General features: G+C 72.6%; 10 protein-coding genes. 3 read left to right on the top strand and 7 right to left on the bottom strand.

Annotated elements, in window-relative coordinates:
* Positions 1 to 101: 101 nt before the first annotated feature.
* The 5 genes from OG559_RS02170 to OG559_RS02150 form a co-directional block, all read right to left on the bottom strand.
* The gene (locus OG559_RS02170; protein ID WP_405111741.1) at positions 102 to 1,121 is read right to left on the bottom strand and encodes a TAXI family TRAP transporter solute-binding subunit; all 1,020 of its coding nucleotides are present in this window, start codon (positions 1,119 to 1,121) and stop codon (positions 102 to 104) included.
* Positions 1,118 to 3,370: a TRAP transporter fused permease subunit gene (locus OG559_RS02165; protein WP_405111738.1), complete on the bottom strand. Its 2,253-nt coding sequence runs from the start codon at positions 3,368 to 3,370 to the stop codon at positions 1,118 to 1,120. Before OG559_RS02165 ends, OG559_RS02170 begins: the two co-directional genes overlap by 4 nt.
* Before the next feature lie 587 nt (positions 3,371 to 3,957).
* Complete coding sequence (locus tag OG559_RS02160; protein WP_405111736.1) at positions 3,958 to 4,935, bottom strand: ROK family protein; 978 nt, start codon at positions 4,933 to 4,935, stop codon at positions 3,958 to 3,960.
* 6 nt (positions 4,936 to 4,941) lie between these two features.
* The gene (locus OG559_RS02155; protein ID WP_350888582.1) at positions 4,942 to 5,295 is read right to left on the bottom strand and encodes a DoxX family protein; all 354 of its coding nucleotides are present in this window, start codon (positions 5,293 to 5,295) and stop codon (positions 4,942 to 4,944) included.
* A 100-nt stretch (positions 5,296 to 5,395) separates the two neighbouring features.
* Positions 5,396 to 5,827, bottom strand: coding sequence for a type II 3-dehydroquinate dehydratase (locus OG559_RS02150; RefSeq protein ID WP_387024624.1), 432 nt, complete (start codon positions 5,825 to 5,827; stop codon positions 5,396 to 5,398).
* A 359-nt stretch (positions 5,828 to 6,186) separates the two neighbouring features.
* Here OG559_RS02150 and OG559_RS02145 point away from each other — a divergent pair, with 359 nt between their 5' ends.
* The 3 genes from OG559_RS02145 to OG559_RS02135 are packed head-to-tail and all read left to right on the top strand — an operon-like array spanning position 6,187 to position 9,237.
* Positions 6,187 to 7,350 carry a DegT/DnrJ/EryC1/StrS family aminotransferase gene (locus OG559_RS02145; RefSeq protein ID WP_405111732.1) on the top strand — a complete coding sequence of 388 codons (1,164 nt, stop codon included), beginning with the start codon at positions 6,187 to 6,189 and terminating at the stop codon, positions 7,348 to 7,350.
* Positions 7,347 to 8,483: a Gfo/Idh/MocA family protein gene (locus tag OG559_RS02140; protein ID WP_405111729.1), complete on the top strand. Its 1,137-nt coding sequence runs from the start codon at positions 7,347 to 7,349 to the stop codon at positions 8,481 to 8,483. The genes OG559_RS02145 and OG559_RS02140 overlap by 4 nt, the downstream gene beginning before the upstream one ends.
* A gap of 37 nt (positions 8,484 to 8,520) precedes the next feature.
* Positions 8,521 to 9,237 (top strand): HAD-IA family hydrolase, encoded by a 717-nt coding sequence (locus tag OG559_RS02135; protein ID WP_405111726.1) that lies wholly within the window; start codon positions 8,521 to 8,523, stop codon positions 9,235 to 9,237.
* A gap of 252 nt (positions 9,238 to 9,489) precedes the next feature.
* On the opposite strand, the gene OG559_RS02130 is transcribed toward OG559_RS02135, so the two are convergent.
* Together OG559_RS02130 and OG559_RS02125 are read right to left on the bottom strand one after the other, a co-directional pair.
* Positions 9,490 to 10,203, bottom strand: coding sequence for a VOC family protein (locus OG559_RS02130; RefSeq protein WP_405111723.1), 714 nt, complete (start codon positions 10,201 to 10,203; stop codon positions 9,490 to 9,492).
* A 280-nt stretch (positions 10,204 to 10,483) separates the two neighbouring features.
* Entirely contained in the window at positions 10,484 to 14,206 is a 3,723-nt protein-coding gene (locus OG559_RS02125) for a non-ribosomal peptide synthetase (protein WP_405111719.1), read from the bottom strand.
* Positions 14,207 to 14,218: the final 12 nt, after the last annotated feature.

Here is a 14,218-nt window from a genome sequence, read left to right as displayed (position 1 = left end):
GCACGCGGGCCTCCGGGCGGTGATGGGGCAGCGGTGGTAGTCGTGGGTGGTGGGTGTGACCGCGCCGGGCCCGGCGTGGTGGCCGGGCCCGGCTGCGGGGGTCAGCTAGCGCCGAGGGTGGTCAGCGCGCTGGCAGCGCCCCGGTGCAGTGGCACCGGGTCGGTGCGGCGGGCGGTGTCCAGGCTGATCCCGGCGGCGGCGGGGCTGGCCTGGGCGAGGGCGTCCTTCTTCTCGAACAGCACCTTCGTCACTGCGCAGGCGACGTTCGCGTCGAGGTCCTTGCGGACCAGCAGCACGTTCGGCACCACGATGGTCGGGGTGTCGGTCGCCGTCCGATAGGTGTCCTTGCCGATCGCCCCCGCCTGGTATGCCGGATTCAGCCCCGCCAGCTGCGGCAACAGCGGGCTGATGTCGATGAACCGTACCTTGTCTCCCGAGGTCGTGAACAGGTCGGTTAGCCCGCCCGTGGGCAGGCCACCGGACCAGAACAGCCCGTCGATGCTGCCGTCCTTGATCCCGTCCACAGTCTTGGTCAGGTCCAGCCGCTGCGCCTGGACGTCCTTGGCCGGGTCGAGGCCGGCGGCGGTGAGCAGCCGGTTGGCGATGACCTCGGTGCCGGACTTGGGGGAGCCGGTGGAGATCCGCTTGCCCTTCATGTCGGCGACCGACTTGATCCCCGAGTCGGCCCGCACCACGACCTGCGTGTAGTTGTCGTAGATCCGGGCCAGTGCCTCGACCGGCTGCGGGGCGGTGAAGCTGCCCTTGCCCTGCGCCGCGTCGACGGCGGTGTCGAACAACGAGAACGCCACGTCGTACTTGCCGGCGACGAGCTGCTCGACGTTCTGCACCGAAGCGCCGGTCTCGGCGGCGGTGCCGCTCAGCTTGCCCCCGGTGCCCCCGGGGAGCTGGTTGGCCAGGGCGTTGCCGACCACGTAGTACACGCCGGTGGCGTTGCCGGTGGCTATGCCGATCCGGGTGTCCTTGTCGACTGTGCAGGTTATCTCGCTGGCCGCGTCGTCCTTGGCCGCGCCGTCCTGCTTGCCGCCACAGCCGACGGTGCCGGCCGTGACGAGTGCGAGCGTGCTCGCGACGGCCGCGAGTCGTGCGCTGGTGCGCCTCACGTGGGTTCCTCCCTCAGTTCAGCCGGTCTCCCGGCCCGCGGCCCGCCGGCTTTGGCGGTGAGTCCGCGTCGGATCAGACAGCCCGTCACGCTGGCCGCGGCGAGCGCGACGCCGATCGCGACGGGGACAGGTTCGAGCCAGAGCAGCGTCAGCCCGGCCATCGCGCCGAGGACGCGCTCCGGTGGCCCGGCTGGGCCGACCCCTGGCAGCCAGCCGCCGGCGGCGACGGCGAGGACCGCGACGCCGAGCGCGGACGCGGCGGTGGCGAAGGCGATGCGCCCCGGGCCGCCGGTGCCGAGCAGCCCGAGCCCGTTCGGGGTGACCACGAACGCGATCGGCGCCAGGTACGCCGGCAGCGCGTACCGCAGGGTCTGCCACATGGTGGGGACCAGCCGGCCACCGGTGACCGCGGCGGCGGCGACCGCGGCGAGCGCGGTCGGCGGCGACACCTCCGACAGCACGGCGAAGTAGAAGACGAACATCGCGGCGGCGGGCGAGGCCACCCCGAGGTCGAGCAGCGCCGGCCCGATGATCACCCAGCCGATGACGAACGAGGCGGTGACCGGGACGGCCAGGCCGAGCAGGGTCAGCGCGACCGCGGCGAGGACGGCGGTGAGCAGGATGACCACGGTCGGGTCGGTGCTGACCGCCTTCGCGCCGCCGACCAGCAGCGCGGCGGCCTGCGGCCCGAGGCCGGTCTTGGTGGTGGTGGCGGTGATGATGCCGGCCGCCGCGCAGACCGCGGCCACCGCGAGCACGCCGCGCACCCCGGCCACCAGGGCGGCGACCAGCCGGGCCGGGGTGAGCCGGTGCGCGCGGTCCAGGAAGGACAGCGCCGCCGCGAGCAGGGTCGCGTAGACCACGGCGCGGGTGGCCGAGAGCCCCACCGCCAGGCAGCCGACGATGACGAACAGCGAGGCGAAGTGGTACCCGGACCGGGCCAGTAGCCGCCACGGCGAGGTGACCTCGATGGTGACCGGCCGGGCGCCGAACCGCCGGGCGTCGATCTCGACGGAGAGCAGGATGCCCAGGTAGTACAGAACCGTCGGGATGGTGGCCCAGGCCAGCACCCGCAGGTACGACACACCCAGGTACTCGGCGATGATGAATGCGGCGGCCCCGAGCGTCGGCGGGGAGAGGATCGCGCCGACGCCCGCCGCGGCGAGCATCCCGCCGGCCCGCTCGGCCGGGTACCCGGCGCGGCGCAGGATCGGCCAGGTCACCGCGCCGATGCTGACCGTGGTGGCCGCGCCCGAGCCGGAGACGGTCCCGAGCAGGAATCCGGAGGCGACGGCGGTGCGCCCGGCGGCGGTGCGGGAACGGCGGAACGCGGCGGCGGACAGTTCGACGAAGAACCGGCCCGCGCCGGAGATGTCCAGCACCGCGCCGTAGATGGTGAACAGCACGATGTACGAGGCGGCGACGTCCAGCGGGGTGCCGTAGAAGCCGCTGTCGGAGTTGTAGAACGCGTCCACGAGCTGATCGAAGTCCAGCCCGGCGTGGGCCACCGGCCAGGACTGGGGGAGCAGGCCGCCGTAGTAGCCGTAGCCGAGGAAGACCAGGCAGACCGCGGGCAGCACCCAGCCGGTCGCCCGCCGGCACGCCTCCAGCAGCAGCACCAGCAGCACCGCGCCCAGCACCACGTCCAGCGGCGCGAGCAGGCCCTGCCGGTCGAGGAACGCGTCGTACCCGCCGCCCCCGCCGGCCACGGTCGGCGGCAGCACCGGGTAGAGGCAGACCCCCAGGGCGAGCGCCGCGAGGACCCAGTCCAGCCCGCTGGGTCGCCCGGCCGTCGGCACCCGGGGCACGCCGGAGCCCTGAGTCGCCGGGCTGCCGGGATCGGCGGGAGCATGCGTCGGGTCGTCCGGGGCAGGGCCGTCGGGGTGCCCGACGCGGCGGGCCGACGCGCGGCGCAGCACCCGTGGCAGCCGCAACCCGGCGGGGTACGCCAGGAAGACCAGCGGCAGCACCCCGGCGAGGAAGACGATCAGGTAGAACTTGCTGCCCTGCGGCAGGGGCCGGAAGACCTGCCAGAGGCTGAGCAGCGCGACGGCGAGCGCGGCCGTGCCGAGCAGCACCGCGACCGCACCGGTGAGCTGCCGGCCAGGCTTTTCCTCCTCGAACTGGGCGGCCAGATCCTGGGCCTCCCGGGCGGCTCGGGCGACCCCGTCGCCGCTGATCCGGTGGGGCGCAGCCCCGTCGGGGGGCGGTGTGCCGTCCAGTGGCGGGGCGGCTTCCGGTGCCGCCACCGTGGCGACGGCGTGGCGGTCCGGCCGGCCCGGCGGTGCCGGATCGGCTGGCAAGGGCCCTTTGGATGATCGGTCAGGCGATGACACGAAGCGGGACGATACGCCTTATGTCCATCGAGGGGAACATTGTCGTCGGTATTTACGTAAGTGTGATCAACCGGGTCTTGTCGAATCACGTGAAAGTATTCCTGCACGGGTGACCAGGCGCGACCGCGAAATGCGTACGGAAATTGGTGTTCGGAGTGCGTGACATCGCGGCGCGGCCCCGGGGGCGGCGCGGTGCGGCGGCCCCGGCCGGCGGTCGAGAGCTCTCGGCCTCGGGTCGCAGTCGGTCTGCGCGGCGCGGGTGCGGGGCGGGGCCGGGCAGGTGCGTCGGTGCGCGGACCGGCAGCGCGGTAACGGTGGTGCGTGGAGCCGTGGCGTGTGGAGCGGTGGTGACGGATTCGGTGCTGCACTCGCGGGACGGCCGGGCGCGGAGCGCACGAAGCGTAGCGCACGCGGTGTAAGCCCGTCAGCCCCGTCCGCTGACCCAAGATGACGTGAATGAATGATCGGCGGATTATCCGGCGGCCCGTGACCGGGCCGGCTCAGGGATGCGCGGGCGGCGGCACGGTCAGGTTCCGGGCCAGCGCCACGGCGCCGTGCAGCGAGGAGAGCCCGCCCAGGGCGGCGGCCCGCACGGCCGGTGCCGCGCGGCCGGGCCGGGCCAGCCGGGCCACCTCCCGCTCGACCAGCCCGACGAAGCCCGGCAGCCCGGCGGCGAACCCGCCGCCCAGCACCGCCACCGACGGGTCGACCAGCTCGCCGAGGCTGACCACGGCCGCCGCGAGCGCCGTACCACTCGGCCGGACCGCGTCGTGGGCCCACGGCCGGTCCCGCGCCAGCCCGTCGCGCAGCTCGGCGAAGCTCACCGCGGCCCCCCGCCCGGCGGCGGCCCGGCGCAGCGTGGCCGGCCCGGAGGCGATCGCCTGGAGGCAGCCGTGCCGGCCGCAGTCGCAGCGCGGCCCGTCGACGGCGACGACCATGTGCCCGACCTCGGGCGAGCCCCGGCCGGCCCCGGGCAGCGGGCGTCCGCCGAGCACCACGCCCCCGCCCACCCCGGTCCCCACCCCGAGGTAGACGACGTCGTCCGCGCCGACGTGCCGGGCCTCGGCGAGCGCCGCGAGGTCACCGTCGTCGGCCCAGGCGGTCCGGCTGCCGGGGAAGAGCCGGCGCAGCGCCTTGTCGAGCCGCAGCCCGGCCCAGCTCGGCCGGCCCGGCCAGACCGTCACCCGGCCGGTCGGGTCGGTGGTGCCGGGCATCGCCACCCCGACGGCCGCCAGCCGCCAACCGGACTCCGCGCGCAGCGCGTCGACCGCGCCCGCCAGCGCAGCCATGTCCGCCTCGGCGTCGCCGCCGGCGGGCCAGGTCAGCGTCCGCTCGTACGCCCGCGACGCGGCGGCCCCGAGCTGCTCGTACGGCCCCGGGTCGATGCCCGGCGCGGACGCGCGCCGCTCGGCCCGCAACGCGACCTTGGTGCCCCCGATGTCGACCCCGAGCACGGCGGTGTCGGTCCGCTCCGGCACCGGCGGTCAGCCCCGCAGCACGTGCAGCACCGCGACCGCGGCTGCCGCCAGCCCGAACACGGCCGGCATCGCCGCCACCGAGATCGGGTCCCGGGCGCGGAGGTGGAAGATCACCGCGCCGATCATCTGGAGGGTGAGGCCGATCGCCGCCGCGATCCCGGCCGGCGACCAGTACAGGCCGAAGATCAGGCCGACGACCGCGGCCAGCTCCAGGTTGCCGATCACCTTGGTGAGCCCGGGGGAGACGCCGAGGTGGGCCATCCGCTCGCGCATCTGGGCCTGGCCGGTGAGCTTGGGGTAGGCCAGCGCGGCGAAGACGGTGGCCAGGATGACGCTGAGGACGATGATGGGAATCTGCACGTTTTCTTCCTTCTCGGAGGGGGTCGGAGCCGGGCCGACCCTATCGGCCGGACGGCCGGGTGGCCCGCGTACGCGCGGCGGCGGGCCGGTGGCAACGTCCTCAGTCGACGGTGGCGACCAGCGCGCGGGCGGCCAGCCGGTAGCCCAGCGAGCCCAGCCCGACGATGATCCCGCTGGCCAGCGGGGCGAGCACCGAGTCGTGCCGGAAGCTCTCCCGGGCCCACACGTTGGACAGGTGGACCTCCATCCACGGCCGCGGATAGTTGGCCAGCGCGTCGCGCAGGCTCCAGCCAGCGATCATCAGGGCGCCCGGGTTCACGATCGCGCCCACCGTGTCGTAGTGCTCCTGCACGGTGCGGACCAGAGCGCCCTCGCAGTCGTGCTGCACCGCGACCACCCGCCAGCCCCGCGCCGCGACCTCCTCGCCGACGGCTCGCTCGATGTCGGCGAGGGTGTCGGTGCCGTAGATCTCCGGCTCGCGTCGGCCGAGGATGCCGAGGTTCGGACCGTTCAACAGCAGCACGTCGGACACAGCTCACCTCGCGGAAAACAGCCCGGGTACGGCCACCTCGCGTGGCTGGCCCCCGCCGGGCCGGCGACAGATTCCCCGCAGTCTTACTACGCCGCCGGCCCCGCCCGCGCCGACCGTCACCGGCCCGCCGTCGAACTAAGGGGTGGGTAGGGGCCGTTAGGGGAGGTGAGCGTCCTGCCGGGTCGGTTAGCGTCCACCGCGAGCCGATGACGCTGGCCGATCCGACGGCGGCGTCCCCGCTCGACCGGCCGACCGGCGCAGGCCCGCCGCGGTGGGCGAGCCCGGGTCCGCGGGACGCGCGAAGCCGCCGCGGGACGGTCGGGAACCGCTGGTCCTCCTGGATTGGGAAGTGGGAAGTCATGAGTGGTCAGCCGTCGACGGTGCCGGAGTTCCCCGAGTGGCCGCAGTTCGGTGACGAGGAACGAGCCGGCCTGATCCGCGCCCTGGACCAGGGTCAGTGGTGGCGGATGGGCGGGAGCGAGGTCGACACCTTCGAGGCGGAGTTCGGCGCGTACCACGGCACGCCGCACGCGCTCGCCGTCACCAACGGCACCCACGCCCTGGAGGTCGCACTGGAGGTGCTCGGCGTCAAGGCCGGCACCGAGGTGATCGTCCCCGCCTTCACCTTCATCTCGTCGTCGCTCGCCGCGCAGCGCCTCGGCGCGGTCGCCGTGCCGGTCGACGTCGACCTGGACACCTACTGCGTCGACCCCGCCGCCGTCGCCGCCGCGATCACCGACCGCACCAGGGTCATCATGCCGGTGCACATGGCCGGCCAGTTCGCCGACATGGACGCGCTGGACAAGATCGCCGCCGACGCCGGAGTGGCGCTGCTCCAGGACGCCGCGCACGCCCACGGCGCCCAGTGGCAGGGCAAGCGGGCCGGCGCGCTCGGCTCGGTGGCCGCGTTCAGCTTCCAGAACGGCAAGCTGATGACCGCCGGTGAAGGCGGCGCGGTGCTCTTCCCCGACGAGGAGACCCGCGAGCGGGCCTTCCTCGTGCACAGCTGCGGCCGGCCCCGCACCGACCGGGACTACCTGCACCGCACCACCGGCTCCAACTACCGGATGAGCGAGTTCACCGCCGCCGTGCTGCGCGCCCAGCTCGCCCGCCTCGACGGCCAGATCGAGGCGCGCGAGCAGCGCTGGCCGCTGCTGGCCGGCCTGCTCGCCGAGATCCCCGGCGTGGTGCCGCAGGGCATCGACCCGCGCACCGACCGCAACCCGCACTACATGGCCATGTTCCGGATCCCGGGCATCACCCTGGAGCGCCGCCGGGCCGTGGTCGACGCGCTCATCGCCCGGGGCGTCCCGGCGTTCGTGGCGTTCCGGGCCATCTACCGGTGCGAGGGCTTCTGGGAGGCCGGCGCCCCCGACGAGAGCATCGAGGCGATCGCCGCCCGCTGCCCCAACGTCGAGCAGATCCACTCCGACTGCGTCTGGCTGCACCACCGCACCCTGCTCGGCACCGAGCAGCAGATGCACGACATCGCCGCCGTGCTGGCCGACATCCTCGCCGAATGACCGGGCTGCCCCCGGCCGCCGCGCCCGACCGTCCGGTCCGGGTCGCGGTGGCCGGCCTCGGGTGGGCCGGGCGGGAGATCTGGCTGCCCCGGCTCGCCGCGCACCCGGCCTTCGAGGTGACCGCCCTGATCGACCCGCAGCAGGCCGTCCGGGACGCCGCCCGGGACACCCACGCGGTGCCCTTCGCGTACGCCGACGTCGACGACCTGCCCGTCGGCGCGGTCGACCTGGTGGTGGTGGCCGTCCCCAACCACCTGCACGCGACCGTCGCCGCCGGGCTGCTGCGCCGGGGCGTACCGGTGTTCCTGGAGAAGCCCGTCTGCCTCACCTCCGCCGAGGCGGAGCTGCTCGCCGGCGCGGAGCGCGACGGCGGCGCGGTGCTGCTGGCCGGCAGCGCCGCCCGGTGGCGGGCCGACGTCCGGGCGCTGGCGGAGGTGGCCGGCGAGCTGGGCCCCGTCCGGCACGTCGACGTGGCCTGGGTCCGCGCCCGGGGGGTGCCCGACGCGGGCGGCTGGTTCACCCGCCGCGACCTCTCCGGCGGCGGCGCGCTGGTCGACCTCGGCTGGCACCTGCTCGACACCGTCCTGCCGATGCTCGGCCCGGACACCCGGGTCAGCCACGCCATCGGCAGCGTCTCCGACGACTTCGTCAACGACAGCGCCGCGCACGCCGCATGGCGCAGCGAGGCCGGAACCGGCGGCCGGTCCCGCGGCGACGTCGAGGACACCGCCCGGGGGTTCCTGCTCACCGACGGCGATGCCTCGGTCGCCCTGCACGCCTGCTGGGCGTCGCACGAGGCCCTGGACCGCACCACCATCACCGTGCAGGGCGTTGCCGGGTCGGCCACCCTGAGCTGCACGTTCGGCTTCAGCCCGAACCGGGAGCCCGCGCCGGTGCTCACCCGCACCCGCGACGGCGAGACCATCCCACTGCCGGTGCCCGCCGAACCGATCGGCACCGAGTACGACCGCCAGCTCGACGCCCTGCCCGGGCTGCTCGCCGACCCGGCCAGCCGGGGAGTGGCCGCCGCCGAGGCCCGTCGGACCATCGACATCATCGAACGGATCTACTGTTCCGCCCGGCCCACCGAGCCGGAGCGCGAACACGCGCTGGCGGGCCATCGCGACCGGTGAGAACCACCGGCGACCTCACTCGCTCCGGGGAGCAGCCATGAGCCAATCACCGTCCATCGTCGACGCGCCCCTCCCGGCCGTCGACGTGCCCCTCTCGGCGCCCGGCCGGGGTCCGATCCGCGCGGTGGTGTTCGACCTCGACGGTGTCATCGTCGACAGCTCGGCCGTCATGCGCGAGGCGTTCAGCATCGCGTACGCGGAGGTGGTGGGCGACGGACCCGCGCCGTTCGAGGAGTACAACCGGCACATGGGCCGGTACTTCCCGGACATCATGCGGCTGATGGGGCTGCCGCTGGAGATGGAGGAGCCCTTCGTCCGGGAGAGCTACCGGATGGCGCACCTGGTGCCGCTGTTCCCCGGCGTCCGGGAGACCCTGGAGGAGCTGCACGTCCGGGGCATCCGGATGGCCATCGCCACCGGCAAGAGCGGCCCCCGGGCCCGCTCGCTGCTCGACACGCTCGGCGTGCTGGGCCTGTTCGACCAGGTGATCGGCTCCGACGAGGTGGCCCGCCCGAAGCCCGCCCCGGACATCGTGCTCCAGGCGCTCGGCCATCTCGACGTGCCGCCGGCCCAGGCCATGATGGTCGGCGACGCGGTGATCGACCTGCTCAGCGGCCGGGACGCCGGCGCCACCACGGTCGCCACCACCTGGCACGGCGGCGACATCGCCGCCCTGCTCGCCGCCGGGCCGGACGTGGTCGCGCACGCCCCGGGCGACCTGCTGGCCCACTGCCCGGCGGCCCTCGCCCCCTGACCCGCGCGGTTGCGGCTAGCACGTGTGTCGGAGCGCGGAAGACGCACGGCCACGTCTCCGGCGGCAGGCGAGCGCGTGCGCCACCAACCGAAACCGACCGCTGCCCTGACGGTGAGCGGACATCTACCCGCCCGCGCAGGAAACAAGCTGAGCGCCCGGAGCGACTCGGCCCCGGCGAACCCCGGCCCGCTCTCACCCACGCCGAGCCGACAGCGCCGAACCGAGCCGAGGTAGGCCGACTTCGACCAGGCTCTAGGTCAGCGCTACCGCCAGGTCGGCTGCGGTCTCCAGTGCGGCAGCCGCCCGTCGGGCTTCGTCCGGGCTCAGTGCAACAACGTCGACGCGGGCCAGCATCTCGGCCGTCGTGGCCGGGTCGTGCAGCACCATCGCAACCTCGGCGCGGTAGACGAGAACCTCCACCAACGCGACCGGGTCGTCACCTGCCTCGGCGTGGGCCAGCGCACTGTCGAGGATCCGAGCGGCCTGCCGGGCGTCCCCTCTGGAGTCGCCCTGCACGACGGCGTTCGCCAGCGCCTTGGCCAGGCGACCGGTGGGCGCCGACGGGGGGTCGGCAGCCGCGTTCTGGGTGACGCGGATCCAGTTGCCACCCGGGTCGATGACGCTGAACCCGCTCAGCCCGTCGTGGTTCCTCCGCGCCCGGGGCCTGGTCATCCGCGGCGTCCCGGAGACCAGCACCTTGCCGTATGCGGCCCGCATGCCTGCCGCGAAGGCCCGGTAGAGCTCCCCCGTGTCCGAGGTCAACACCAGACACGAGCCGTAGGACTTCTCCGGGTCGAACCCCGCGATCTCGAAGAAGTGCAGCTGCAGGTCCTCGCGTTGCAACGCCACGTACGGGTTGGGTTTGCGCTGCTGGTAGGTGGTGTGGAAACCGAGCACCTGGTAGAAGGTGGCGATCTCCTCGATGGAGGCGCAGGGCAACAGGGGAACGGCTACTTCGTTGGCCATCCCCTCTTGATAGCCGTCGTGAACAGACGCGCGCACATGGGAATAGCCGATCGTCGTACGCAGCCGACCGAACGTCCGAGGTGGCGCAAGCCGGGCTGATGGCCAGCGGCCCCTGGGCCCAAGTCGATCACTGATCCGGTGGAGGTGGCCCTTCCGGTACGGCGTCGGAACGCGGTGCGGATGTGGTGAGCGCGCTCTTCCTCCCCCGGCCCGGAACCGCGACCGGCCCGCCACCGTCGGCGTGACGTTGGCGGGCCGGGGTGGCGTCCGGCGGGACCTCTCAGCGCGCCTGGTCGACGCCCTCGGGGCCGGCTTCGAGGAAGCGCAGCATCTCGGTGGCCAGAATCTCGGCGACGGTGGCCGGGACCAGGTCGGTGCGGACGGTGACGCGCAGGAGGGTGTCCCCGTTACCGGGCAGCACCTCGGCGAGGCACGCGCCCGACCACTCCCGGGCGTACGGCTCGACGATCTCCTCGGTCCGGCAGCCGGGCAGCTCCAGGGGGAGCACGACGTTGTCCTGGTAGGCGAAGGAGGGCAGGCTGTTGGCCACCTCGCGGGACATGTCGAGGGCCGGGTCGGTGGTCATCTCCAGGAAGGACACGTCCTGGGCGGCCATCAGCTCGTCGACGGTCCGCTGGACGGCCCGGATCAGGTTCTTCTCCGGCCCGTCGAACCGGACCCGAAGGCAGTTGGAGCTGATCCGGCTCGTGAAGGTGGAGTCGAGGATCCGGCTGCCGCGCTGGGCGACGATCATCAGCATGGCGATGTCGTCCTGCTGGTGGATGGCGCGCAGCGCGGAGGCGTAGGCGGCGGCGAAGAGGCTGGAGCGGCTGAACCGGTGTTCGCGGGCGGCGCGGTCCCAGCGTTCCATCACGTCGGGGGTGACGGTGACGGTGTGTCCGGCCTTGGGGCCCCAGGCCGGGGTCTCCACCAGCAACTCCTGGGGTCGGCCCTCGCCCTGGCGGGAGAGCCCGCGCAGTTGCTCGCGCCAGTAGGCCCGCTGCGCGTCGAGGTCGGCGGCGTCACGTAGGCGGGTGTGCTCGTCGTAGAACTGGCACAGTGTGGGTGCGGGTCGGTTCCATTCGGGGGTTTTGCCTGCGAGGCGGGCGGTGTAGGCGTGGCTGAGGTCGTGGGTGAGGAGGGTGTGGGACCAGCCGTCGAAGGCGATGTGGTGGATGCCGATGCCGAGGAGGATGCGGTTGGTGGTTTTTTCGCGGATGAGGGCGGCGCGCCAGTTGCGGCCTTGGGTGTAGTCGAGGGGTTGTTGTAGTGCTTCGGTGAGTTGGTTGAGTGCGTTTTGTTCGGTGGTGGCGTCGGTGAGTAGGCGGAGCTGGGGCATGCCGGGGTTCGGGGGGATGATGGCGACCGGTGGGTCGGCGCGTCGGTAGCGGGCGCGGAGGGCTTCGTGTCGTTTGTGGACGTCACTGAGGGCGGTCATCAACGCTCGCGGGTCCAACTCGCCCTCGATCCACCAGGTGGTCGGGCAGACCAGGTCGAACGGGAGCCAGACGAACTTGCCGACGGACAGGGCCAGCGAGACGGGCTTGGCCGGGCCGGGGCGTCCGGTGACGGGCGGCTCCGGTTCGACGCTGGGCCGTCGGGGTGCGGTGGTGAGCCAGTGGGCGAGGGCGTGTGGTGTGGGGGTGCGGTGGATTTGGGAGACGGGGACGATGGCGTTCGCGGTTTCGTCGATGGCGGTGGCGAGTGCGGCGGATTGTAGGGATGTGCCGCCGAGGTGGAAGAAGTTGTCGTGGGTGCCGACTCGGTCGAGGCCGAGGATGGTGGCGAACACGCCTGTGATGAGTCGTTCTTCGTTGGTGGTGGCTTCGGTGTAGGCCACGTCGAGGTCGGGGCGTTGTGTGCCGGGTGCGGGGAGTGCTTTTCGGTTGATTTTTCCGGTGCCGCCGAGGGGGAATCGGTCGAGGATCATGATGACGGCGGGGACCATGTATGAGGGCAGTGTGGTGGCGGCGTGTTGGCGTAGGTCGCTGACGGTGGGGGTGTGGCCGTTGCGGGCGGTGATGTAGCCGATGAGGCGGGCGGTGCCGTGGTCTTCGCGGCGGATGACGACGGCGGTGTTGACGTGGGGGTGTTGTTCGAGGACGGTTTCGATTTCGCCGAGTTCGATGCGGATGCCATTGACTTTTACTTGGTGGTCGATGCGGGCGAGGATTTCGAGTGCGCCGTTGGCGTTCCATCGTCCGAGGTCGCCGGTGCGGTAGGCGGTTTTGCCGGTGTGTGGGTCAGTGATGAATCGTTGTGTGGTGAGTTCGGGGCGGTTGAGGTAGGTGTGGGCGACGCCGTTTCCGGTGATGAGGATTTCGCCGGGGATGCCCATGGGGACGAGGTTGAGTTGGGTGTCGACGATGTGGATTTGTCGGTTGGGCATGGGCCAGCCGATGGGTACGTATGCGCCGTTCCAGCCGGCTTTGGCGTCGTACCAGGTGCAGGCGATGGAGGCTTCGGCGGGGCCGTAGGCGTTGATGAGGCGGGTGCCGGTGGCGAGCCATCGTTGGGCCATGGTTGGTGGGATGGGTTCTCCGGCGAGGGTGACGCAGGACATGGTGGGGCAGTCGGCGGGGTCGATGGCGGCGAGGTTGGTGGGTGGGCAGAACGCGTGGGTGGTTTGTTCTTTGGCGATGAGGTCGGTGAGTCGGCGGGGGTCGAGTAGGTCGTCTCGGGAGCAGACGACGACGCGGGCGCCGGAGGTCAACGCGGTGTAGATCTCGCCGAGTGCGACGTCGAAGACGGGGGCGCAGCAGTGCAGCATTCGGCTGTCCGGGCCGACCGCGCACTCGTCGCGCATCCAGGTGAGAAAGTTTGTCAGGTTGTCGTGTGACAGGGCGACGCCTTTGGGGGTGCCGGTGGAGCCGGACGTGTAGATGACGAACGCTGGTCCGGTGGCGTCCACGGCCGGTAGGTCGGTGGGTTCGGTTGCTTCGATGGCGAGCCAGTCGTTGTCGAGTGCGACGACTCGTACTCCGTCGGGGGCGGGGATGCGGGGGGCGACCTCGCCGATGGTCAACACGACTTGGGCGCCGTGGTCGGTCAGGAGCATCCGCATTCGTTCCGCCGGCCATGACACGTCCATCGGCGTGTATGCAGCTCCGGCCCGCAGCACTCCCAGCGTCGCTATGAGGGTCCACATGCTGCGGTCCAACGCCAACGACACCACGTCGCCGATGCCGACACCGGCTGACCGTAGGTAGTGGGCCAGGAGTTCCGATCGGCGGGCCAGTTCCGCGTATGTCAGCACCTCGCCGTCGGCGATGCCCGCGACCGCGTCCGGCGTGCGGCGTGCCCATTCCAACACCAGTTCGTGGAGCGGCTCATGCGGCACCGGACGCACCGGACCCTGACCCCACGCCAACAACCGCTCCCGCTCCATATCGGTCACCAACGGCAACCGGGACAGCGGAACCTCCGGCTCCCGCACACCTGCCCCGGCCAACAACGCGACCTGGTCCACCAGGCCCCGCACCCAGTCCGCCGAAAACCCTTCCACCGCATAGTCCACCCGCAGCCCGGACCCATCCGAAGCCACACTCACCACCAGATCAACATCCACCACCTCCGGCCCCACCTCAGCGACCGGGCTGTCCACCAGGCCCACCACCACCGGACCCACCACACCCGCACCCGCACCCGCCGCGCCCGCCACCGGCGCGGCCCATGCCACACCCACCCGGCTCACCAGCGCACCGAACGCAAGGTCATCCGCGACACCTACCCGCATCAACCCGCCGCCCGGCAGGCCGACCACCACTTCCTCCTGACCCGTGTACCGGGCCAACACCCCGACAAGACCCGCCAACACCACCACACCAGCCGGCCCCACACCCGCCAGGTCAGGCAGCTCCAGCGTCCGTAGCTCCGACGCCGCCCGAGCCGGCCACACCAGTGGCCGCCGCAGATCCCCCGTCAGGTCGAGGGCGTCGAAGTCGGCACCGGGCCCGGCTACATTCGCGGCCTGGGTCTGACCACCTACGAACCCGACAGACATGAGCCAACCTCC

This window comes from Micromonospora sp. NBC_01405 (assembly GCF_045040155.1).
Lineage (GTDB): Bacteria > Actinomycetota > Actinomycetes > Mycobacteriales > Micromonosporaceae > Micromonospora.
The sequence above is the reverse complement of the archived record's forward strand: the minus strand, read 5'-3'. Positions and strand labels throughout refer to the sequence as shown.